A 21,559-nucleotide genomic window follows, 5' to 3' on the forward strand; every position below is an offset into this window, starting at 1 on the left:
TCGTCCTGAGCCAGGATCAAACTCTCTAAAAATTGTATTTAATCGCCCCAGAGGAGCGTTTAAATCTTTAGAGTTTTTGAAAAGCTCTATCTCGATACACTAACGTGTATTCCAGTTTGTTGAGTCTGGATTCTCAATTCGTCCGAAAGTTCCGTTCACATCCTTCCGGATGTTCCCGTCTCTCTCAAAGTCATTACGGGTCCTTCATTTCGTAACGTTGTTTAATTTTCAAGGTCCTTCACAACCCTCGAACCGGCTTCCCGTCTGGGTTTATGGCCTCTCGCCTTGTCCCTTTCGTTTGGGCCGTTTCGTAAGGTGCTCGAATATAATACCAAACCCTACCCCTTTTGTCAACACCTTTTTTAAAAAAATTTGAAACTTTTTTCAAATTCTTTTTCCAGCCTCTTTCCAAGGCCGGGAAAGCGCCAATAACTTGCCTATATAATCTACCATATCTCCCATTGCATCACAAGCCTATTCCTACAACACGATCGCCATCCCCTGTGAAATTTGCCGGTAGGATGGGGCATGATAAAAGGACCGGAAGGAGGTTCGATCATGGGCGAATATGCTTTTGACGCGGAAATTCAAAAAGTCCCCAACATCGACGGTGCGTATATCGAAATCCCCTTTGATGTAAAAGCAGCATTTGGAAAAAGCCGGGTTCCCGTCCATGCAACATTCGACGGCGAACCATACGACGGCAGCCTGGTGCGCATGAAAACTGTCCGCCACATTCTTGGCCTGCGCAAAGATATCCGCGCGAAAATCGGCAAACAGCCGGGGGACACGGTCCATGTCACATTGGTAGAGCGCATCCCCGCCAAACGATAGGGATGGAAATCAAAAGGCGTAAAGAGGATTCCTCTTCACGCCTTTTTCTTACGAGATATGGATCTGCACGCCGTTTACTTCAACCCCTTCTTCCGCACGGATCAAAATATACTTCTTGCCATCGATCACACGTGTTTCCAAAAGATCGCTGCGCTCCGGATTCACCCGGATCGTGACGTCCGGCGTACAGACCTCAAATTGCTTGCTATTGATAATGTTCCGCGGACGGAGCTCCGTATCTGCACCAAATACTGTATCATATTTTTCATCGAAAGTGGCCGTCCGTTCTTCCGGCACCCCGCAGGACTCCAAGACCTGTTTGACCGCTCGTTTGGAAAGCACTAGGGGTTCCACTTCCTTGTTGGCCTTATGTTCTTCGATCATCCCGCTTAACTGGTTATGCACCGATTGCACCACATCGTAGCTGCAATCTTCGGCCAACGTTTCGCCAAGGATCGATTCAAAGGTTTCCTTTTGCTCGGCCGCCGGCATGGGGACTTCACAGTGGAACACCGCGTCCACGAACTCCTGATGATTCTCCGCAATATCGCGCGTATAGTAAAGGGCACTGTAGATATTGGTGCTTCGGTCTTCAAATGCAGGAAATAAGAAACCGATCTCCGGCGCCGCAACAATCCAATCCTCCTTCCGGTTGTGGAACATATTCTCGTTTACATAATAACTCAATGCCGGTTTTGTCATCTTGACCGGGCAGATGCTGCACAAGAAATAGGAATATACTTCGGAAGAGGCGTCCTCCTGTTGTTCCCCGTCCTTGGAGCGGTAAGGGACATCGTATGTATCATACGCCAGCAGGATCACATAATGCCCCTCGATAGACAAAGACTGGACAATCCGCTGGAAAAGCGCCTGCGCCGCCTCTTCATTGTTGAGAGAAGAATTCCGAAGTTCCATTAATAAGCTATGTTCCTCGCTATCTACGACTTGGCGGGTGGTGAAATCAATATCAATCAAATTTTTCCCCAGCGTCCCAGAGAGCGTCCTCTTTAAGATGGCCAAGAGCTTCTCCGATTCTTCCTGCGGCGTCAGCGCGAACGACTGGCGGAATTCAGATACAATCTCCCGCTTATCATTGACATAACAGCCCCGAATATAGGCGATATTACTTTTCTCCGGCCGGAACCGGCGGCGGATTTCTGCGACTTCTTTTTCGTTCATTACAACCCCTTCTTTCTCTAATGAATCCTCTATTTCCACTGCATATCCGCTGGCAGGCAGATATGCGCCTTAAAATTCCCCGATACGGTTTTGCAGCGTCATCGCTATATTGACGCCATGCGTACCGGCGTCCTTCAAATGCCCCGTCAAAGAGCCGGAACTATTATAACACACAGCCCATCCCTCTCAAAATGTTTCTTCCCGCTTCGACAGGATGTTCCAGATTCGCACGATCCCCATGCCCCGTATGCTCTTTAATCTGGAAATTCGCGCCTGATGCGATAAGGCCAGAAAACCAGATATATTTTAACCAGGCATATTTTAAAAGCATCGAATGAAATTATAAATTGACCATTGACTTTTCTAATTTACTTCGCTATAATAGTGGCGAGCAAAGGCGTTCCCAAGGGATGGGAACGCCTTTTTTTATTTTATTTTTAAATTTTTAGGAGGGTGATCGTATGAGTACAGGGGATAACGGTTTTGTACTGATCTGTGCGGCGTTCGTATTCTTTATGACGCCAGGGTTGGCTTTTTTCTATGGGGGCTTGGTGCGGCGAAAAAACATCGTGAACACCATTATGGCTTGCGTTGGTATTATGGGCCTCTCCGTCGTTATGTGGATTGTATGCGGCTTTTCCCTATCCTTTGGTGCGGACCACGGCGGCATAATCGGCGGCTTGGAGTATATTTGCCTCAATGGTTTGGACTTTAATGAAGCATTGTCCTATGCGCCGACGCTGTCGTCGCTCACGTATGTTGTTTTCCAGATGATGTTCGCCATGATTACGCCGGCGCTCATCACGGGCGCTGTGGCAGGACGTATGCGTTATAAGGCACTGTTTCTCTTTATCGCATTATGGTCCTTGGTTGTCTACTATCCCATGGCACATATGGTATGGGGAGCCGGTGGGCTTCTGGCCGAAATGGGGGCTGTCGACTTCGCCGGCGGCAACGTTGTCCATATCAGCTCCGGTGTGAGCGGTTTGGTCCTGGCGATCCTTCTCGGCAGGCGCAGCGGTGTGGAACACACATCCTATCGTGTCCACAACATCCCGTTTGTGTTTTTGGGCGCGGCGATTCTTTGGTTTGGCTGGTTCGGATTCAACGCCGGCTCTGCGCTGGGCGCCAACGGCCTTGCCGCGCACGCATTTTTGACGTCGGCCCTTTCCTCTGCAACAGCCTTGCTGGCCTGGATGTTGATCGACGTCATCAAAGATGGAAAGCCGACGCTGGTGGGCGCTTCCACCGGACTGGTTGTCGGGCTGGTTGCCATCACGCCCGGCGCGGGCTTTGTCCCGGTTTGGGCAGCGATTGTCATCGGGGCGGTGGTCAGCCCCATTTGCTACTTCACGATGAATTTCTTAAAGAACAAGCTCAAGATCGACGACGCGCTGGATGCATTTGGCTGCCATGGCATTGGCGGGATCTGGGGCGGCATTGCCACCGGATTGTTCGCAAGGACGGACATCAATCCAGTTGCGCGATGGAACGGGTTGGTCTTTGGCGAGGCCGGGCTCTTTACCGCACAGGTCGTCAGCATCCTGATCACAATCGCAGTCGCCGTGGTGGGGACGCTGGTGTGCGTCGGGATCACCCGGATCTTTACCAAGCTGCGGGTTGAACACAAAGAGGAACTGCTTGGGCTTGATATGACCCAGCATGGCGAGCGGGCATATCCGTCGTTTAACGGTTTAGACTGATGAAGGGGGATACATAAGTATGATGTACAAGGTAGAAGCCATCATCCGCGAGGAAAAGCTCGAGGACATCAAGGAAGCCCTGCATGAAATTGACGTCAACGGCGTCACTGCTTATCAAGTGATGGGGTTCGGCGCCCAGCGCGGTTATAAAACCGTCGTGCGCGGGCAGGAAATCGACGTCATGCTGCTGCCAAAAATCAAGCTGGAAATCGTCGTCTCTTCGGAAGAGTGGAAAGACAAAACCATCCAGAAGATCAAAGAGGTTGCTTATACGGGTGAAGTGGGCGATGGAAAGATTTTCGCCTATGAAATTACCGATGCATTAAAGATCCGCACCGGTGAGACCGGCTATGCGGCGCTTCAATCCGCAAGCGAATCCGGCGAAACCCCATCAAAGGCCTAACATACGGTTTATATCGAAAAAGCAGCTGCCAGCGAAAACTGGCAGCTGCTTTTTCGATCTCTTAGACAGCTCCGGGTTGTCAGAGCCTCTCAGAAAATGATTCCACTTTGAATTTTTACGCAAAACAACCCCACAAAATATTCTTCGAAATGCGCTTTAGCCATTCCTCCATCCGCTCAGGCGCAAAAACGAGGTCCCACGGAATCCCTTCCCGGCCGCAACAAGCCCCAGGCGCTTTAAGCTCCGCTATTTCTCCAAATCCATTTCTATGGTGGAAAAACAAAAGATACGCCAATAGAAACGTCCACATAAACGCACTAAATATATTTACTTTATCTAGGTAAAATGGTATAATCTCTATAAAATCGTTGGATTCCTACACGATTATCCCATTATCATTATATAGAAAGGAAAGATCCCCTTTATGGAGCATTATTATCAATCTGAAATCGAGTGTGCCAGCCGGGAACAAATCAGAGCTTGGCAAAACGAGCGCCTGATCCCGACCGTGAAACGTGTCTACGAGAATGTACCTTATTACCGTCATCTGATGGAGGAAAAGGGCGTTACTCCAGACGATATCCGTTCCGTTGACGACCTACATAAACTCCCCTTTTTAACCAAGGAAGATTTGCGCCAAGCATATCCATACGGCCTATTGGCTGTCCCGCTAGAGGATTGCGTGCGTATCCAGTCCACCAGCGGCACAACCGGCCGCCGGGTAGTCGCTTTCTATACGCAACACGATATTGACCTGTGGGACGAATGCTGCGCCCGTGCAATCGTGGCGGCCGGCGGCACCAAAGAAGATGTGGTACACGTCTGCTATGGCTACGGCCTGTTCACCGGCGGCCCCGGCCTGAATGGCGGCTCCCATAAAGTCGGTTCCCTAACCCTGCCCATGTCTTCCGGCAATACCGACCGGCAGATTCAGTTCATGTGTGACCTGGGCTCCACCATTCTCTGCTGTACCCCTTCCTATGCCGCCTATCTGGCAGAGAGCATTATTGAACGCGGCCTGCGGGATAAGATCAAATTGAAGGCCGGTATCTTCGGCGCAGAAGCATGGAGCGAGGAGATGCGCCAGGATATCCAAAACAAACTAGGGATCAAAGCGTACGATATCTATGGCTTGACCGAGATTTCCGGCCCTGGCGTCGCTTTTGAGTGCAGCGACCAGCACGGTATGCACATCAACGAAGACAATTTTATCCCTGAAATTATCGACCCAAAAACCGGTGAAGTGTTGCCGGAAGGCAGCGTCGGCGAGCTGGTCTTCACTTGTATTACCAAGGACGCTTTCCCTTTGCTTCGTTATCGCACACGTGATATCTGTGTGCTCAATTACGAAAAATGCCCCTGCGGGCGTACCCATGTGCGTATGTCCAAGCCGATGGGCCGTAGTGACGACATGTTGATCGTCAAGGGTGTCAATGTATTCCCGTCTCAGATCGAAACGGTATTGCTTAACAAGGGATACCCTGCCAACTATCAGATCGTCGTCAGCCGTGAAAACAACAGCGATAAGCTGGAGGTCCAGGTAGAGATGACGCCCGAGATGTTCTCCGACAACCTCTCTCAAGTCTCTTCCCGCGAAAAGGAACTGGTGGACGCTCTGAAAGCCATGCTGGGAATCTATACGGTTGTGAAGCTTGTAGCGCCTAAGAGCATTACCCGCAGCGAAGGCAAAGCGGTACGTGTAATCGACAAACGCAACCTGTACTGAGAAAGGAGCTTTGGAAATGACTATCAATCAGATCTCCGTATTTCTGGAAAACAAGCCTGGACAGCTGGCTGAATTCACCCGGCTTTTGGAGGAAAACCAGATCGATATGCGCGCTCTTTCCATTGCCGAAACGCAGGATTTTGGAATCCTGCGCCTGATTGTAGACGACCCCTATAAAACGGTCAATGTCGTCAAAGATGCCGGCTATATCTGTGCGGTCACGCCGGTCCTGGCGGTTGAACTCTCTGACAAGCCAGGCAGCCTTGTGAAACTGCTCACTGCACTTGGAGAAGGCGGCATCAACGTGGAATACTCCTATGCTTTTACCGCGCGCAAAAAGGACGTAGCTTATATGGTATTCCGTGTCAACGATCCGGAAAAGGCCGTTGGGGTATTGATTCAGAATCAAGCGCGCCCCCTTGCGCAAGATGATCTTTCCGCCTTGTTCAACGACTAATAAAAGCGCACAGCCAAACGGTTCCATCAAACAGCAAGGGCATCCAACAGGGATTTCGTTGGATGCCCTTTTCCATGCCGGTTTTTCCGATGCGCTTCGGCAGTATTTCTGCTGCGATTGTAACAAAAAGGAGGCAAACCATCTCCAGCCCATCCGGAAGGAAGCAGAGCATTCAAATTCCTTCGGATAACGCCTGGCTGACCGTAATAAAACATGGTTCATGCAAGGGCGATGGGTAGGGGATTTCATGAATCAACTCCTGCACAACACGTTCCATCTCCGCCCACTCATCCGGACAAGCTACCCACCAGGAATATATCTTCTGTCTCCTTTGATAGAAATAACAACGATAGCCGTCAAAACCATCCACTCGCTGTACATGTGTTGGATATGTTTGATTCGCTTTTTCCGCCAAAGAAGAAGCTTTCCTGTTGCAGGAAAGTAAAATGCAATCCTTCGCACGCGTGGGGCTTTTTTCCCATTTACAGATATAGTATTTTAACCAATATGTATCATCCGTCCTGCTTTTCAACAATGCAATCGCGAAATGCCGGTTCTCAGAATACGATTCCAAAGTAGCGGTTCTGGCATATGCAAATTCAATGCCACATCCCTGCTCTTGAATCTCCTCCCAAAAGGGGAATGCCATATGAAACGCCATATCGAATACCATATCTGCTACATCCTTTACAAAAAACAAAAGACCCGGCACATTCACACATGCCGGATCTTCTTACATTGGAAGGAGTGGACACTTTAGATGCCCCTTTCAGTTACTTAATCTGACACTTCCCTTGAGCCCATTTTTTCAAATCGTTTAAATGCTTTATCTGCAATCTCCAGCTTATGATATTTATCGGTATCCAACTCATCAATAATATGAATAAGTTCATGACTATTAAGTGTTATGGCCATAATTATCTGGCTTTGGGAACTAACTTCAGATACTGACTGAATAAAGCTGTTCATATCTTCTGAAACTATACTTTGTTGAGCGGGTTCATCAAAAATAATAACTCCGGGATGATTTCCGTCTTTTTCAATCGAAACCTGTAAAAGAGCCAGTGTAAAAGCCCAGATTGTTCTGATTCCATCACTTGCAGATGAATCAAATTTCATATCAAATCCATCAATGGTTGGTAGCAAAGATTCTTCTGAGATTTCTATACCGTCAAAACTTGATAAGCTACTATAGTGGTATCTTCGCAGATTGTCAATAAAGTGAGATTTCAATAGAGCTATTTTGCTCATATCCATTTCAGAAATCCCCTTCTTCGGCAAACGACTTTTCTGCTCTAAATAATCATTCCACTTTTCCGATAAGTCATTTAGATTATCAAGAAAAGAATAAAATGCATCTTGCAAATCTGATAACTGCTCAATTTGTTTCGATATTTCTATCTTTTTTAAAATTATTGCTTCAGATGCTTCGGTATCTGTTGTGGTAAAAAGGTCTGACCGAAGGGTTTGCGCTAAACGGCGTAAAGTTAATAGTCTACTTTCATAGCTATCTTTTTCTTTTTGTAGCGCGTCACGAGTATTCTTACGGCTATTGAGAGAAAATTCCAGCATACTTTTTTGCGCCTTAAGATGCCGTATGTTTTCTTCAATACTCATAAAGCCACTACACGGATTAGCTTCTAAAAGATTATCTTGAATTTGCTGTTTGCAAGTTGGACAAATATTTGCACTTACCTGCCCATTACTAACTTCCGAACCAAATTTTTGTAATCTGGCTGCATCCTCATTATTTCTAATATCAGTACAAATAAGTTGAAGATCAGAAGTCAGCCGATGAATTGTTTCACTAATTCCAGATAATTTCTGCATTAGATGACGTACAATCTCTTCAAATTTGAGAATGGCTGCTTCTGTTTCTGAAAGCTCTGTATTTAAAGCCTCAAAATTATCAGTCACTCGTGGCTTCAATTGACGCAATGAGTCATATTCCGTTTTTAATTGATTGTTTTTTTCATCTATAGTAGTTTTCTCAACTGTTAGAATAGCAATACGCGAAAACTGTTTGTCTGAAAGCACGCAGGGATGCACGGGGATATTAACAATATCGCAAGATTCGGAATAAGCACGTCGCTGTATTTCTTTGATAAGCTGTTCCCACTTATTTTCAAGGTCTGTTTTTATACCATTTAGTCGATCTCGCTCTTTTTCGTTTTTAAAGGTATCGAGACCAAGTATATATTCAACCACTCGCTTTTTCGACTCTCGAATGCCAAATACGGGCATTCCCGACAGGATATCAGACCAGCCATGTTTTTGTTCAATAAACATAGCTGAAAAAATGATTTGTAAATACAGTTTTCGTTCACTACCATCAGATGTGCGAACTAAAGGAAGATTTAAATGTAAAAAGTCCTCTAAAAATGCATGAAATCCTCGTTGACTTGTAGCAGCATGCTGAATGTTTACATAAAAATCTTCCGACTGGGTTTTGGGATTACTAATCAAATCATATTCACTAAAATATACAGTAATAAGTCTATTGTCTTTATTTTCTGCTTTAATGCTTCTATAAACTGTTATTTCTTCGGAGCCATTACTGATTTCAAGATAGGCTCCAGATTCTGTAACATTCCATGATTTTCCATTGTCATCAATTGTATTTTTAAAAGCAGATGTTAATACCTTCCCACCAATGCCTGCGACACCACCCAGTATCTGCTCAAAACCAAGGCAATAATATATAGCTGCAAGTATAGAACTTTTTCCGCAAGTGTTTTCCTTACTTGCCACAAAATTTAACCCTTTTTTAAAAGATTCATCTATTCCATACATGCCGTTTGCAGTATTAATTTCAACACGTAATCTATTAATCCTCAGCATGTCTATCCCTCCAAATTTCAGTGAGTTCCTTAATCCTTGATTCAGTAAGTCTTTTTGACAAATCTGTAAGTTCTCTAATTTCAGTCACCATTAGATCGCCAGCCAATTTAATTCGCTCTGCGAAATTTTTCCCTTGGTCTGTTAGTTTATAATTCCCGTTTTGCTGTTGTACGACAAAGCCATAAGCCACTGCGTATGTAAGTGCTCTATTTACTGCCGGATCAAACCTAACTACCACTGATTCATTTGTTTTATCAGAAAACTCTAATAGATTGTCCATGTTCTTTTGTGATAACAATGCAAAGGATATCATATGAAGTTTAATTAGCGAGCAAGACGTTCCCCATCCACATATGTACATAATAAGACACAACTGAGAAACCTTATAACTTATTCGATAGTTATATGGTACCGCATCTGGTTTTGCATCAAAAATTATATCACCTTGTAGAGGAAACTGATTTACCATTAGTTATACACTCCTGAATTCCATAGAACAATCAGCCAACCAACTTGCGACTAAATCTTGTTTTAGTTCTACAACGGAAGCTTGTGTCAGCATTTTGGAAAAATCTTTTTCGAGTTTTTCTTGAAACTCGTTAAGGATATTATTAAATAAACTTTGATTTAATTGCCGGTCAGTATTCATCCGAGTTTTCAATGAAACTTCTCTTTTATAGCTCTGTTCTAATTTGTAGAGATCTTCATATATTTCTGGGAAATGAAGTTGTAAGTTATTCATGATTTCCAGTCCAGCTATATAATAATCAATATAAACATTAATCACATAGTTTAAATCAGGATCATCTTCGTCAACATGCATTACTGCTCCTACTTTACGACGTATATTAGCGACTTTTTGGGAATCACATTTTGACCAATCAGGCTTCTCTTGATGTTGAACAGCTAAATTAAGCTTCATATCAGTAAGGTTTGTACGAATAATTCTGCTAATTTCCGGTGAAAAATCTTCTGCAACTTTAACAAGTATTTTAAAATCATCAGAAATATAGGCAAACAAAGTAGGATTCTTCTTTTTGGCAGTTAACACTTCTTGCTGCTTCGATTGCGCATGACTAAGAATCCTCGGATCTTTATATTCAGGAATATTAAAATGCCATTCAGCAATAGGCGGAACTCCTAATTTTTTAAGGCGCTCTCCATTATTCATTAATTTTTCGATATCTGCAGTTAGCTTGTCCCTTTGATGAGTATAAAGTTCATTATCTGAATATATACGTTCTGGACAATAGCACTGATGAACTATTCCGCTATGAGTAAATCCTTCAATACCAGCATCTCCACCTTGCACTGCAGGGATAGCTGTATAATGCTCTCTTTGATATCTTAGACGATAACATTTTACACAGAGTTCTTCCCATGCGTTTCCAGTCATATATCCTTCAATAAATGTCATAATACTGCTCATTATATCCGTCCTCTTAGCTTGTTTATTCCAATTGAATTTGTGTAGTCAGGCTGGGAAGATAAAGCATGATAGTCTATACAAAATTCAGCAATGTCATTTATATAGCGAATTTTGACAAGGTGAAATGTTAAATAGGTCTTGGTAATGATTACCTCTCGATGGAATAAGAATAATCTATCTCCTACTTGTGGGGGGGTCTGAACTTTCATGCTTTCCCCCCTTTCTTCACAAATCTTTTATTTCAAAGAACAATCTACAACGTACACTTACTCATTTTCATTATAACAGAAACGCTGCAATTTTGAAAGTGATTTTTCTCTCTATATACTAAAGTTACCCACAAAAAAATAGCACCGATGCTCCCCGGATTGAGGACATCGGTGCTATTTTTTTGCAGGCAACCTATTTTTTCAATGGCAGGTTTGCGTCCTGCTCATATCCACCTACAAACCGTATTCTGATTTGGGTAGCAGATAAAACAGTCACCTGTTCAATAATTCTTCGGATGAAGTCATCGTTAAATTCAGTAAGGTTCAGGTTTTCCTCGTTATTGATATAAAGCAGGGCCTGTTGGTACTGGTATTCCTGTGCCTGATTTGCCATCTTCTTTTTCTGGATTTCCTGCAGTTGGTTAGTAAGGCCCATCTTTTGTTCGGAAAGCTGCCGTAACTTGGCGGCATAGAAGTCGCTGTCACCACCCTGTGCGATAATTTTAACTAAGGCCGACATTTCCTGCTGCAGCTTGTCTATTTGCTTTTCCAGCGATTGCGGTGTGATTTGATTCCCGGAAAACAGGATAATGTTTTCTTGAACATCACGCAGATTTTTCAGGATATCATCTTTGTCCCCGACCACTTTTTGAATACATTGGAGGATTGCTTGATGTAAGGCTTCTTCCGATATGGTTGGTGAATGCTGGCAGTATTTTGTTCCGAATTCCAATCGGCTGATGCAGCGCCATACTACTTTCTTCTTGCCTTTTTTCACCCAAGTGGTCCGGCGATACATGGAACCGCATTCTCCGCAAACCAGCCTTTCGGAGAGAGCATACTTGCTGCAGTATTTGCCCAGCGCGCTCTTGGTTTTCTTTTGGGAAACCTTCTTTTTGCTGTTCCTTCTGGTCAGTTCAAGCTGGACATTTAGGAAATCCTCACGAGGGATAATGGCCGGATGGTTGTCAGTGATGTAATATTGGGTGATTTCCCCGTTGTTTTTCTTCTTTTTCTTGGTTAGGAAGTCTACGGTGTAACTCTTTTGCAGCAGTACATCTCCCATGTATTTCTCATTCCGCAAGATATGTTCAATACTGGATAATCCCCATTCTGTATTCCCCCGTGGCGTCAGTATGTTTCGCCGTTCCAAGGCTTCCTTGATCTGGCGCAGGCTGCGGCCCAGCAGGAACAGGTTAAAAATCATTTTGATATGTTCTGCTTCTTCTGGCACAATCTCCGGCTCTCCGTCATCTCCCTTTTTATAGCCCAGCATATTCTTATAAGGAAAGGCGAATTTTCCTTGACTGTACCCTTTTCGTTTGCCCCATTTGACATTGTTGCTCAGAGATTCGCTTTCGCCTTGGGCGAAGGCACTGGTCCATGTGAAGAATATTTCGCTGGTTACACGGGAGGTGTCCAGCCCTTCTTTTTCAAACCGGATGATAATGCCCCGATCCTTGAGCATTCGTATGTACGAAATGCATTGCAGGGTATTTCGGGAAAATCTGGATAGCGACTTTGCCAGTATCATGTCGATTTTCCCTTTTTTGCACTGCTTTATCATTTCCATAAAACCGGGGCGGTTCTCATCTCTGGTTCCGCTGATGCCATCGTCTGAAAAAACGCCAGCATATTCCCACTCAGGATTTGAGCGAATCAAATCCTCATAATAGGTGATTTGGTTTTCGATACTGGTCTGCTGTTCTTCCTGCTCTGTACTGACTCGGCAGTAAGCCGCTACCCTTAGCCTGTGATTGCGGGTTCGGGCCTGCAGCACTGGGGAGGGTTTAATCTCCCGGATGATTTTCTGCCTGATGGGGGCTTGTGTCTCCATATAAATGCTCCTTTCCGGTAGGCTATATCACTTTTCCGTTTCGCAGTTGAAGGTGAACGGAAGTATTTGGCTGAATAAGGATTTTCTCTGCTATGCTGCTAAACAGGTCGTAGTCGAAGTCGGAAATCAGGGGTTGATCGGCCAGCCGTTCCTGTATAAGCTGAGTCATCTGCTCCGAAGCGCCGCTTTCGCTGACTTCGTATTTCGCTTTGGCACAATCCATGATAAGCTGGAGCAGTTGATCCGCATTAGCGCGGGGATTGGTCATCTGCCGGTCAATTTCATTATTCAGCCGGAGGACTTCGATGGATAAGCATTCACAATGCCTTTCTTCCGGTTTCAGCTTTTCCCGGTTTTCAATTGCCCGGTTTAATAGGGCAGTCACGCTTTGCAGCAATAATTCGTCTGGTATGTAGTCTGTGCTGATTCCGCATTTTGGGCATTCCCACAGGATGTATCCTGTCCGCATATTGACTCGCTTGAGGATTTGCTCACAGTTTCCACAGCAGATCTTCTGGCGGATTTTTTTCATTTCCGCAGGTAGGCTGCCGCCATATTGCTTTGCCTTGGCTGCTCTGAGGAAAGCTGCTTCTTCCCACTGTTCCTTTGAAACCAGCGGCGGGAATCCTTCATCGCCTGCGTACTTGGAATTATCCAAAATCCGGCAAATCATGGTTTTATTCCATTGCCCGGCTCCTTCCCGATAAGGAATGCCCGACAAGGAGGCATATTTGGCGAGTGTTGAAAGGGCGGCCCTTTCAAGATATTTTGAAAAGATAGCCTGCACCAAAGGTCCCTCGTCAGGATGCGGGATGATTTTCCCCTTTTCCATTTGATATCCGAAGGGCAGGTATCTTTTCTTTTTCATTAGTACAACTCCTATCTTCTTTCAGCCAATTCCATCCCGTTGATTAACCGGAAACAGATGGTGTCTGAGAAAATCCTCACTTTAATAACCATATTGCGAAAGGCTACAGGTTCAAACTCTAAGATGCTTTCCTGTTCTTCAAAAATTTTCAGAAGCAGGCGGCTTCCATCAAGTATTTCGTGGTAGTCATTTAAATCACGGTATCGCTGGAGCTCCTTCCGCAAATTTTCCAGCTTAGTGTTATTGGTATTGGTTTCACTCATATAAAAAGCAGAATCAATGCACTCTTTGGCTCTCAAAGTGGCCAGCGCATGATTCTGCTCCAACAGATCCGCTATTTCTTTGTTCAACTGCATGGCCCCCGGATGGGACATGAAATTTTTATCGCGCAGTTTTTCCACCTGCGTAATAAATGAGGTTAAAATCTCCGAGCGATTTCTCCCCAGCTTGTTATATAAGGTAACGAATGCGGATTCCACTTCGGACTCCTGCACATTTTCTATGGCGCACAGTTTTTTGTCACGGAAATGCCGATAACAGGCCCATACTACAGTTCCGGCTTTGGTTACCCGCCTGCAGAATGTGCTTCCGCACTCACTGCACTCCAGCATTTTGGTGAAAGTATAGGTTTGGATTTCTTTTTTCCGTCCATGGAGTTGATTTTTCTTTTTTAGAAGTTCCTGTGCCAGACGAAACACATTGGGGCTGACGATAGCTTCATGAGTATCCTCCGCATAAAATTGGCTTTTCTCTCCACGGTTCTTTACTTTCCTAAAAGGAAATGCGTCAGTGGTGAAGCGTTTCTGGAACAATTCGTCTCCCATGTAGCGTTCGTTGGTTAAAATATAAGAAACCCCGGTGGCACTCCACACGGGGTTTCCTTTCAGCTTTGGTACTTGGGCCTGCGCAAGTTCATTGGCGATTTCTCGAATGCTTTTCCCTGAGAGAAAGTCCCCAAATATCTTTCGGACAACTTTCGCTTCTTCCGGGTGAATCAGAAGGCCGCCTTTTTCATCTAAGCGGTAGCCATAAGGCGCTTGGGATAGACGGTAGGTTCCATTTTTCATCCGCATGACCGCGCCTTTACGCATGTTCTTTGCAATGGAAGTGGATTCTTCTTGTGAGAATGCACTGTACATGGAAAAGTACATTTCATTGGTCATGCGGCCTGTATCAATGCCTTCTTTTTCAAACGCAACGGCTATTCCTAATATTTTCAGTTCCCGAACGGCTTCAATGCAGTCGGCGCTGTTTCTTCCGAATCGAGAAATGGATTTAACCAGTATGCGGTCAATCCTTCCGGCTCTGCAGTCCCGCATCATCCGTTGGAAATCGTCGCGCTTGTCGGCTCTGGTACCGGTTATGCCCTCGTCGGCATAGATGTCAATGAATTCCCAATCGCTGTGGGCTTGTATCAGTTGGGTGAAATATTCGACCTGCGCGGAAAAGGAGTTCAACTGATCATCGGAGTTGCTGCTCACACGGGCATAGGCACAAACCCGGATTTTCTGTTTCTGTGGCCTTATCGTAGGTTCTATGATCTGCACCTGTGGCATTCTCCGCACCGCCCTTTCTGCGCTTTCTTGGGCGGCATCTATTGTGACCACCCCGCAGCAACAACATTACCACAACGGCTGGTACAAAGCTATCACGACAACCACTAAATATCGTATCGCAAAACCCGGTATCTTTCGGCAATAGCAACAGTCGCTTTCTTGTAATTATCAGAGGTTATGACGCCATCGGCCAGCATCTTTTTCAAGATCGAAAGCGCCATATAATATTTGATTTCATTGACTATGAGAGGGGATGGCGCTTCTGGATTGTAAGTAACACGCATAAATCCATCCCCCTTTACCACGGCAAATGGAGGCCCTTTTGGGCCGCCCTCTGGAAAAAGTGGTTTTCCAATCCTTTGATGTGAAGCTCATACCGCAGGTCGCTCTCGGTGGTGATCAGTACCGCGTCGTGGTCCTGCAAAAATTCCAGTATTGGAATCAGGATGGCGGGATCGTGGCTCAGGCGGGTTAAATCCCGCACAAGCACAGCGCGGACAAAGCCGCCCTGCACACTCCGCATCATCTGTTTCAGGCCCATGCGTGCCATGCTTCTGCCGGTACCCATATCCTGCGAAGTTCCCACAACGGTGTATTCTCGATGATTGGCTTCCTCTAAGAGATTCCGCATCTGCTGAATCAGGACGAACATCCTTTTATCGCTGCTGCGGCTGTATAGCCACATGGGGCGGTCCATATAGGGAAAATCCGCCGTTTCTGTTTTTCTGTTCATCTATGTCAATCTCCTTCATCGCATAAAATAATCCGGGCCTTTCTTCGCCCGGATGAAATCCTCTACATCTTCGATTTTTCTGGTGAGCCGAAGGTTCGGCAGGGTTTCCAGCACAGCCTTGTGATACCGTTCTCCGGGGGCTGCCCGGTGGTCCAGAATGCTCACCACGCAGGTGTCGGTTTCGGTGCGGATGGCCCGCCCAAATCCCTGCCTGAGTTTCACCTGCATATCCGGTATAACTACCGTTCTGATGTAATCCTGCAAGGTTGGGTACTGCTCCCGTTCCGCTTCGCTCAAAGGATCAGGAACAGGGAACGGCAGCCGCACAAGTATGAGCGACGACACCATATCGCCGGGAAAGTCCACACCTTCCCAACAGGAGCCCGCCGCGAACAGCACAGCGTTGCTGGCCTGCTTGAACCTATGGATGACGTCCTGCGAGTGCCGCCATACTTCCATAAGCGGAAAAGACAGCCGGTCTTTTACCTGATTGTAAACAGCGCCCATGAGGGAATAGGAAGTAAAAAGCACCAGAGTGTGGCCATGAGTGGCTTTCACTAAGCGGCAGATCTGCTCTGCCAGACACTTAGTTTCCTGTTCGCTGCCCATTTGTGTTTGGGGAAGATCATCTGGAATGTAGAGGAGGCAGTTTTCCTCGTAGTTAAAGGGCGAAACCGCAATGAAATCCTCCAGCCGCTGGTTCACGGACAGCCCCATGAGCTGCCGGGTTCTGTCAAAGCTGCCACCGGCCATGAGGGTACCGGAGGTCAGGATGGCAGGGATGTCCTTCATCCACAGCGCCCGGCGCAGCTGCTCCGGCATTTCCCGGCTGGCGGCGCAGAGGCTGGGGCTTCCGTCCCTGTCGTACTGGATATAGAGGATGTATTTTCGGTTCCCGGTAAAAAACAGGCCGAGGGCCTGCTCTGTTGTTCCCAGCCGGTAAAGAAGCCACCGGGGGAGGTGCGGGGCAAGCTGTTTTTGAAGCTGCCGGAGGAGGGAGAGGCAATCCCGAAGGGCCGCTTCCCGATCCGGCGTTAAAATAAAGGCGGTGCGCTGCGCTTCTTCCAGCAGTTCGCCCCGGCACATGGCTCCCATGAGGGCAGTAAACTTTTCTTTCAGCCGATGGGCCGCAAGGATATATTTTTCTTTTGCCAGCAGGTCGCAGAGTTCACGGAAATCTTCCGCCGACAAACTCTGCCCGTACATCTGTCGGGCTGCGTCCGGCAACTTGTGAGCTTCGTCGATCACCAAAGCCCGGTAATCATTGAGAAGGGGCCGCATTTCCTGTAAACGGTGGGCGGCGTCGGCTAACAAGTAATTGTGGTTGCAAATCTGGACGAAAATCTCCGCGCTTCTGGCTTCCTTCAGGTATTGATGGTACCGGCAGGCATTTCGCAGAGTGCAGGTTTTATCGCAAACCTTGGGGACGCACACATGCCGCCTGTCATACCCGCTGAGGCCGGTTACGGCGTCTAAATCATAATAAGCGCGAAGGGAAAGCAGGGCTTTCATCTGCTCCGCATTCTTTTTCTTATCTTTCACCGTTTCCAAACGCTGGGAAAGGCGGACGTCGCAGACAAAGCGTTCCTTGCCTTTTCGTACCATCGCCCGGATGGGCTTTTGAATGATGCGGTTCTCCAGAAAAATCCGGGATAGGAATGGGATGTATTCCCCGATGATGGCGTCCTGCAGGGCAACGCTGGAGGTGGAAACCACCACCGGCTGGGAACCGGCAGGCCCATGCGGGGCAAACTTTTTCAGTAAAATACAGGCGGTCAGGTAGGCGTAGGTCTTGCCGATCCCGACGCCCGCGTCGCATAAAGCGATATTGTTTTTGAGCAGGGTATCCAGCATGGCGTGGCAGAGAGTAATCTGTTCTTCTCGCACTGCCAGCCCGTTTTGAGGCAGGAGGATTCGGAAGATCCGTTCGATCTCCCCATGGGCCTGCTCCTTTAAAGGTGGCTTGTTCATTTCGGCACATTCTCCTTAGAGCAATTTGCTCTTGTGCGTTGGCGGCAAACTGATGCGGCGCAGAAAACCTGCGCCGCACGGATTCGCCGTCAACGGCAATCTGAATTAAAAAAGGTTGATTTTGATGTGCCGTATTTGCTGCTCGCCCCCCGGCAACCTTGGGAACCATGCGGGCAGGCTTGCAGTTTACAAGCCGTTCACTGGCTCCCCGAAGGTCTTGCTGATTACAACCCAAGGTCGGCCAGCCCATCTGACGTGTGGGCAAACGATAGCGCGTATCATAATACCCCGCCCAAGGTCGTGGCGAAAAGGGCAACTGCTCCCTCTTTCCGGTCAAAATGCATCGCTCAGAACCAACAAGACAAGCCGCCATCCCTTTTCAGGGAGGCAGCCTGCTTGCGGCTCGTCATGGCGCTTTTTCCTGTGTCGCTCGCTCAGGCGGGAACGTACCCGCATGGCTGGTATTCACTTTTCAAGCTGCAAGGCGAACGTTTCTTTTTCCCCGTTCGTCCCATAGCCCAGGAAAAAGGCCGGAATCTTTCCGCTTATAAAAAATTTTTTAATTTTTTCTTGAGTTTGAAAATCCGTAGATCAATGGCGTTTACTGACAGGCCGGTTTTCTCTGAGATTTCCTTGCTGCCGTATCCGTCCATTTTCATGAAGAGGATTTCGAGGGTGAGCTTGTCCACATTGTGCAACAAAGAAAAAAGCTCCATATCCTCGATGCTGTCCAGCAGGGCTTCGGTATCCTCGACAGGCAGTTCCAGATCCTGCGCGGATATTAGCTCCACATAGGGAGACCATTCCACCTGCCGCTGCAGGTACTGCCGTTCCTTATTGAACTGCGCCCAATCGTATGTATGAAGGCGCTGGATGGTGTCCTCATCCACGCCGAGTTCTCTGAGTTTTCTTTCTTCTGCTTCTTTCCATTTGAGCCACTGTTTTTCGGCTCTGGCTTTGTTGTAAGCCATGGCTGTTTCCTCCGATCAATCTGAAATTTGAGAAATTCAGATTGTCGGGGCGGCGGCCTGCCGCTATGGGTTCTGAGCCATAACCTCTTTTTGAAAGCATGAAAAAGGCGCACCCGTCCGCAGGCGAATGCGCATAGTGGGGTTATTTTCTCGAAATTGGCATTTAATGGTAAATCAAAACAGGATAATGTCGAACAAAAAAGGGCTGCAGCTTCGTGTGAAGCTGCAGCCCTTTCTGTGTGCGGTGGTTTTCGCCGCATTGTCGCCATCCCCTCTGCATGGGGAAAGCGGATATTATTTTATTTCCAGATTTCCCCATATAAATTTAGATGGGGACAGTATAAAAGAGAAAAACTACTTTTCTGATTCGATTCTCCTTCTGTTTGCATATTTCGTAGTGCTTTTATCTACATTACATGACAAAAGAACAGGGATATTTATTCAATCAACCAAAAAAGTAAAACAACAGCCTTTTTTCTCTGCACAGGTATCTTCGACGATCCGGCAGATGGGATTCGATTGATACAGGCTGAGTTTTTTCTGTATGCTTCGTGCATAGGCGGCAGCTTCTTCCTCTCCATGCTCCGAGTCTGGATGAAGCCAGACGGCATTGTGGAGAAAAGAAGCAGAAAGGGCCTGATTCGGTTGGTGAAGCAAACAGGCCGAGAATTTCAAACTCTCGCTGGCTCAGTTTTACGGCATTCCCATGGAGGGTTACTTCCCGCTTGGGCTGGTCGATCCGCAGCGGGCCGAATTCATAAACCTTTCCCGGCTCTCTAAATGGTTGGCATTTGTGTTCGGTAACAATGTCCTTGATCTGCTCAACCAGACGGTCAGCTTCTTCATCACTGCATTCAATAATCATTACTTTTGGCATTCAGATGCTCCTTTCAGCGCATGAATTCTGGATATGGATTTTTCCTGTATGAAGGCTTTGGTCATACTCCGCCGTAACGGTAGGCACTATGCCTGTTCTAACCTTTTTTGCCTGCGATTTCTCTTTTGAAATCGTTAGCTTTACAACAGGTATATTTTACAACATTCGGCAAGGTGATTGCATCATAAAAGGTTAGAGACTGATTTGATGGAAATAAGGAGATCAGTTTTTAACGTGCTTTTTCTTGATTTAAGTTTTTATTGACAACGCCTTTTAAATATGATAACATTGTTATGAAAAATATTTTTGTTATTGAAATGAGGTGAACTTATGAGTTATAGCTCTGAGCAAACTCGTCAACGAATTTTGGAGTGTGCTAAAAAAGAATTTCTGGAGCAAGGATATCAAAAAGCAAACCTGAGAAAAATTGCGGAAGATGCGAAAGCCACAACTGGCGCACTATATAATCATTTTAAAAACAAGGAAGTATTGTTCGAGGCATTAGTAAAAGAACCGGCAGATACTTTATTACAACAATTTCAGCAAATGCACAATCGGATGGAAGAATCTATTCCTACAGTAAAATCAGAACAATTAACGCAAGATTCCAGCAAAGGAACCGACTGGATGTTGGAGTATATTTATGAATATTTCGATATTTTTCGTTTGATTTTTTGCTGTTCAGAAGGACATGCGTATAGTCATTTTCTAAACCAACTGTCTGAAATAGAAGAAGCTTCTTATCAGAAGATGATAGATTCTCTTAATCGATCTGGAAAACCAGTGGGAGATTTTTTTATTCATGTAATGTGTGCTTCTGGCTTCCGTGAGCTTTACGAAATTGTTTCTCACAACCTTACTAAAGAAGAGGCTGTGGACTTTATGGAGCAAGTGAAACGATTTCGATTCGCGGGCTGGCGAGAAATATTGGGGCTATAAGCCCCATCTTTTTGGAGTATTAGTTAGCAAAAACTAACCTTTACGTTGCTTGCTTACCGATTTTATCGGAGCAGAAATAAAATAAAATTCAAGGAGGTACATTCTCATGGCTAAGGATGTAACACAAAAAGTTTCAAATCATATCGGCGGTAAAGACCTTATTACTGTTGGTATTTATACCGTTATTTACATTGTAATTATTGGAATTTTTGGAGCATTATCTTTTATTCCAATTTTTATTCCATTGACTGCTGTTTTTTGTCCCCTAATCGGCGGTATTCCTTTTATGCTCTATGTAACAAAAGCAAAAAAATTTGGAATGACAACAATTATGGGTACGCTCATCGGTGTCCTCATGTTCGTGATGGGAATGGGATATTGGGTTGCTATCACGGGCCTTGTTTTTGGTTTGATTGCTGATCTCGTATTGAAAAGCGGAAAATACCAAAGTGCTAAGCGGACTATTCTTGCCTGTGGTTTCTTCAGTATGTGGGAATTTGGAAATCTAATGCCCTTCTTTGTTGGGCGAGAAGCATATCTGGCACAGCTTCAGGAAGGCTATGGCGCAGAATATGTATCTACAGTTTCTTCCTATATGCCTATGTGGATTCTACCGATTCTGCTGATTGCAACCTTTATTTTTGGTTTGCTGGGTGGACTTATTGGGAAGGCGATTTGTAAAAAACATTTTAAACGGGCGGGGATTGCTTAATGAGGAGAGAATTTCTGAGCAGCGAGCAGCAGAAAAAGGGGATACATTTTGATCCACGCACAAAACTTCTTTTAATCTTAATTATCAGTGTTTTTGTAATGTGTGCTTCTGGCTTCCGTGAGCTTTACGAAATTGTTTCTCACAACCTTACTAAAGAAGAGGCTGTGGACTTTATGGAGCAAGTGAAACGATTTCGATTCGCGGGCTGGCGAGAAATATTGGGGCTATAAGCCCCATCTTTTTGGAGTATTAGTTAGCAAAAACTAACCTTTACGTTGCTTGCTTACCGATTTTATCGGAGCAGAAATAAAATA

The 21,559-nt window shown here is 45.9% G+C and carries 21 protein-coding genes; 8 read left to right on the plus strand and 13 right to left on the minus strand.

Annotation, left to right across the window (positions count from 1 at the left end; genetic code table 11):
- The first annotated feature begins 558 nt into the window (after window positions 1-558).
- Entirely contained in the window at window positions 559-834 is a 276-nt protein-coding gene (locus B5F54_RS12545; RefSeq protein WP_191363169.1) for a DUF1905 domain-containing protein, read from the plus strand.
- A gap of 48 nt (window positions 835-882) precedes the next feature.
- On the opposite strand, the gene B5F54_RS12550 is transcribed toward B5F54_RS12545, so the two are convergent.
- Complete coding sequence (locus B5F54_RS12550) at window positions 883-2,013, minus strand: DUF4317 domain-containing protein (protein WP_087234607.1); 1,131 nt, start codon at window positions 2,011-2,013, stop codon at window positions 883-885.
- 461 nt (window positions 2,014-2,474) lie between these two features.
- Here B5F54_RS12550 and B5F54_RS12555 point away from each other — a divergent pair, with 461 nt between their 5' ends.
- From B5F54_RS12555 to B5F54_RS12570, 4 genes are all read left to right on the plus strand, one after another.
- Window positions 2,475-3,716 carry an ammonium transporter gene (locus B5F54_RS12555; protein ID WP_087234608.1) on the plus strand — a complete coding sequence of 414 codons (1,242 nt, stop codon included), beginning with the start codon at window positions 2,475-2,477 and terminating at the stop codon, window positions 3,714-3,716.
- Between the two features lie 19 nt (window positions 3,717-3,735).
- Window positions 3,736-4,119: a P-II family nitrogen regulator gene (locus B5F54_RS12560; RefSeq protein ID WP_087234609.1), complete on the plus strand. Its 384-nt coding sequence runs from the start codon at window positions 3,736-3,738 to the stop codon at window positions 4,117-4,119.
- Between the two features lie 424 nt (window positions 4,120-4,543).
- On the plus strand, window positions 4,544-5,845 hold the full coding sequence (locus B5F54_RS12565) for a phenylacetate--CoA ligase family protein (RefSeq protein WP_087234610.1): 1,302 nt from the start codon (window positions 4,544-4,546) through the stop codon (window positions 5,843-5,845).
- Between the two features lie 16 nt (window positions 5,846-5,861).
- On the plus strand, window positions 5,862-6,302 hold the full coding sequence (locus tag B5F54_RS12570; protein WP_087234611.1) for an ACT domain-containing protein: 441 nt from the start codon (window positions 5,862-5,864) through the stop codon (window positions 6,300-6,302).
- A gap of 172 nt (window positions 6,303-6,474) precedes the next feature.
- Here the strand turns inward: B5F54_RS12570 and B5F54_RS12580 are convergent, their stop codons facing one another.
- The 12 genes from B5F54_RS12580 to B5F54_RS12640 form a co-directional block, all read right to left on the minus strand.
- Window positions 6,475-6,975, minus strand: a complete 501-nt coding sequence (locus B5F54_RS12580) for a hypothetical protein (RefSeq protein WP_087234613.1) — start codon at window positions 6,973-6,975, stop codon at window positions 6,475-6,477.
- Window positions 6,976-7,079: 104 nt separating this feature from the next.
- Window positions 7,080-9,143: a hypothetical protein gene (locus B5F54_RS12585; protein ID WP_087234614.1), complete on the minus strand. Its 2,064-nt coding sequence runs from the start codon at window positions 9,141-9,143 to the stop codon at window positions 7,080-7,082.
- A complete protein-coding gene (locus tag B5F54_RS12590; protein ID WP_087234615.1) occupies window positions 9,130-9,612 on the minus strand; it encodes a hypothetical protein in 483 nt (160 codons plus the stop codon). The genes B5F54_RS12585 and B5F54_RS12590 overlap by 14 nt, the downstream gene beginning before the upstream one ends.
- Window positions 9,613-9,615: 3 nt before the next feature.
- Window positions 9,616-10,572, minus strand: a complete 957-nt coding sequence (locus B5F54_RS12595) for a hypothetical protein (RefSeq protein WP_087234616.1) — start codon at window positions 10,570-10,572, stop codon at window positions 9,616-9,618.
- A gap of 402 nt (window positions 10,573-10,974) precedes the next feature.
- On the minus strand, window positions 10,975-12,618 hold the full coding sequence (locus B5F54_RS12605; protein WP_087234618.1) for a recombinase family protein: 1,644 nt from the start codon (window positions 12,616-12,618) through the stop codon (window positions 10,975-10,977).
- Window positions 12,619-12,640: 22 nt separating this feature from the next.
- A complete protein-coding gene (locus B5F54_RS12610) occupies window positions 12,641-13,486 on the minus strand; it encodes a recombinase family protein (protein ID WP_087234619.1) in 846 nt (281 codons plus the stop codon).
- A gap of 11 nt (window positions 13,487-13,497) precedes the next feature.
- On the minus strand, window positions 13,498-15,042 hold the full coding sequence (locus B5F54_RS12615) for a recombinase family protein (protein WP_087234620.1): 1,545 nt from the start codon (window positions 15,040-15,042) through the stop codon (window positions 13,498-13,500).
- A 104-nt stretch (window positions 15,043-15,146) separates the two neighbouring features.
- Window positions 15,147-15,326 carry an SHOCT domain-containing protein gene (locus tag B5F54_RS12620; RefSeq protein WP_087234621.1) on the minus strand — a complete coding sequence of 60 codons (180 nt, stop codon included), beginning with the start codon at window positions 15,324-15,326 and terminating at the stop codon, window positions 15,147-15,149.
- 14 nt (window positions 15,327-15,340) lie between these two features.
- The gene (locus B5F54_RS12625; RefSeq protein WP_087234622.1) at window positions 15,341-15,775 is read right to left on the minus strand and encodes a recombinase family protein; all 435 of its coding nucleotides are present in this window, start codon (window positions 15,773-15,775) and stop codon (window positions 15,341-15,343) included.
- 15 nt (window positions 15,776-15,790) lie between these two features.
- Complete coding sequence (locus tag B5F54_RS12630; protein ID WP_087234623.1) at window positions 15,791-17,746, minus strand: ATP-dependent DNA helicase; 1,956 nt, start codon at window positions 17,744-17,746, stop codon at window positions 15,791-15,793.
- Window positions 17,747-18,291: 545 nt separating this feature from the next.
- A complete protein-coding gene (locus B5F54_RS12635; protein ID WP_085533875.1) occupies window positions 18,292-18,717 on the minus strand; it encodes an RNA polymerase subunit sigma-70 in 426 nt (141 codons plus the stop codon).
- A 445-nt stretch (window positions 18,718-19,162) separates the two neighbouring features.
- Entirely contained in the window at window positions 19,163-19,594 is a 432-nt protein-coding gene (locus B5F54_RS12640; RefSeq protein WP_087234624.1) for a response regulator transcription factor, read from the minus strand.
- A 330-nt stretch (window positions 19,595-19,924) separates the two neighbouring features.
- Between B5F54_RS12640 and B5F54_RS12645 the strand changes: the two genes are divergently transcribed.
- The 3 genes from B5F54_RS12645 (at window position 19,925) to B5F54_RS12655 (ending at window position 21,475) form a co-directional block, all read left to right on the plus strand.
- Window positions 19,925-20,533: a TetR/AcrR family transcriptional regulator gene (locus B5F54_RS12645; protein ID WP_087234625.1), complete on the plus strand. Its 609-nt coding sequence runs from the start codon at window positions 19,925-19,927 to the stop codon at window positions 20,531-20,533.
- Between the two features lie 106 nt (window positions 20,534-20,639).
- Window positions 20,640-21,245 carry an MptD family putative ECF transporter S component gene (locus tag B5F54_RS12650; protein WP_087234626.1) on the plus strand — a complete coding sequence of 202 codons (606 nt, stop codon included), beginning with the start codon at window positions 20,640-20,642 and terminating at the stop codon, window positions 21,243-21,245.
- Complete coding sequence (locus B5F54_RS12655) at window positions 21,245-21,475, plus strand: hypothetical protein (RefSeq protein WP_087234627.1); 231 nt, start codon at window positions 21,245-21,247, stop codon at window positions 21,473-21,475. The genes B5F54_RS12650 and B5F54_RS12655 overlap by 1 nt, the downstream gene beginning before the upstream one ends.
- Window positions 21,476-21,559 lie beyond the last annotated feature (84 nt).

The sequence above is a fragment of the Anaeromassilibacillus sp. An250 genome (assembly GCF_002159845.1).
Lineage (GTDB): Bacteria > Bacillota > Clostridia > Oscillospirales > Acutalibacteraceae > Anaeromassilibacillus > Anaeromassilibacillus stercoravium.

What these genes read in the sequence shown, in the direction of transcription:
- B5F54_RS12635 (WP_085533875.1), bottom strand. Translation starts at nt 18,717, where the DNA reads ATGGCTTACAACAAAGCCAGAGCCGAAAAACAGTGGCTCAAATGGAAA.
- B5F54_RS12580 (WP_087234613.1), bottom strand. Translation starts at nt 6,975, where the DNA reads ATGGTATTCGATATGGCGTTTCATATGGCATTCCCCTTTTGGGAGGAG.
- B5F54_RS12560 (WP_087234609.1), top strand. Translation starts at nt 3,736, where the DNA reads ATGATGTACAAGGTAGAAGCCATCATCCGCGAGGAAAAGCTCGAGGAC.
- B5F54_RS12630 (WP_087234623.1), bottom strand. Translation starts at nt 17,746, where the DNA reads ATGAACAAGCCACCTTTAAAGGAGCAGGCCCATGGGGAGATCGAACGG.
- B5F54_RS12590 (WP_087234615.1), bottom strand. Translation starts at nt 9,612, where the DNA reads ATGGTAAATCAGTTTCCTCTACAAGGTGATATAATTTTTGATGCAAAA.
- B5F54_RS12655 (WP_087234627.1), top strand. Translation starts at nt 21,245, where the DNA reads ATGAGGAGAGAATTTCTGAGCAGCGAGCAGCAGAAAAAGGGGATACAT.
- B5F54_RS12565 (WP_087234610.1), top strand. Translation starts at nt 4,544, where the DNA reads ATGGAGCATTATTATCAATCTGAAATCGAGTGTGCCAGCCGGGAACAA.
- B5F54_RS12605 (WP_087234618.1), bottom strand. Translation starts at nt 12,618, where the DNA reads ATGGAGACACAAGCCCCCATCAGGCAGAAAATCATCCGGGAGATTAAA.
- B5F54_RS12555 (WP_087234608.1), top strand. Translation starts at nt 2,475, where the DNA reads ATGAGTACAGGGGATAACGGTTTTGTACTGATCTGTGCGGCGTTCGTA.
- B5F54_RS12615 (WP_087234620.1), bottom strand. Translation starts at nt 15,042, where the DNA reads ATGCCACAGGTGCAGATCATAGAACCTACGATAAGGCCACAGAAACAG.
- B5F54_RS12620 (WP_087234621.1), bottom strand. Translation starts at nt 15,326, where the DNA reads ATGCGTGTTACTTACAATCCAGAAGCGCCATCCCCTCTCATAGTCAAT.
- B5F54_RS12610 (WP_087234619.1), bottom strand. Translation starts at nt 13,486, where the DNA reads ATGAAAAAGAAAAGATACCTGCCCTTCGGATATCAAATGGAAAAGGGG.
- B5F54_RS12595 (WP_087234616.1), bottom strand. Translation starts at nt 10,572, where the DNA reads ATGAGCAGTATTATGACATTTATTGAAGGATATATGACTGGAAACGCA.
- B5F54_RS12640 (WP_087234624.1), bottom strand. Translation starts at nt 19,594, where the DNA reads ATGCCAAAAGTAATGATTATTGAATGCAGTGATGAAGAAGCTGACCGT.
- B5F54_RS12570 (WP_087234611.1), top strand. Translation starts at nt 5,862, where the DNA reads ATGACTATCAATCAGATCTCCGTATTTCTGGAAAACAAGCCTGGACAG.
- B5F54_RS12585 (WP_087234614.1), bottom strand. Translation starts at nt 9,143, where the DNA reads ATGCTGAGGATTAATAGATTACGTGTTGAAATTAATACTGCAAACGGC.
- B5F54_RS12550 (WP_087234607.1), bottom strand. Translation starts at nt 2,013, where the DNA reads ATGAACGAAAAAGAAGTCGCAGAAATCCGCCGCCGGTTCCGGCCGGAG.
- B5F54_RS12625 (WP_087234622.1), bottom strand. Translation starts at nt 15,775, where the DNA reads ATGAACAGAAAAACAGAAACGGCGGATTTTCCCTATATGGACCGCCCC.
- B5F54_RS12645 (WP_087234625.1), top strand. Translation starts at nt 19,925, where the DNA reads ATGAGTTATAGCTCTGAGCAAACTCGTCAACGAATTTTGGAGTGTGCT.
- B5F54_RS12650 (WP_087234626.1), top strand. Translation starts at nt 20,640, where the DNA reads ATGGCTAAGGATGTAACACAAAAAGTTTCAAATCATATCGGCGGTAAA.
- B5F54_RS12545 (WP_191363169.1), top strand. Translation starts at nt 559, where the DNA reads ATGGGCGAATATGCTTTTGACGCGGAAATTCAAAAAGTCCCCAACATC.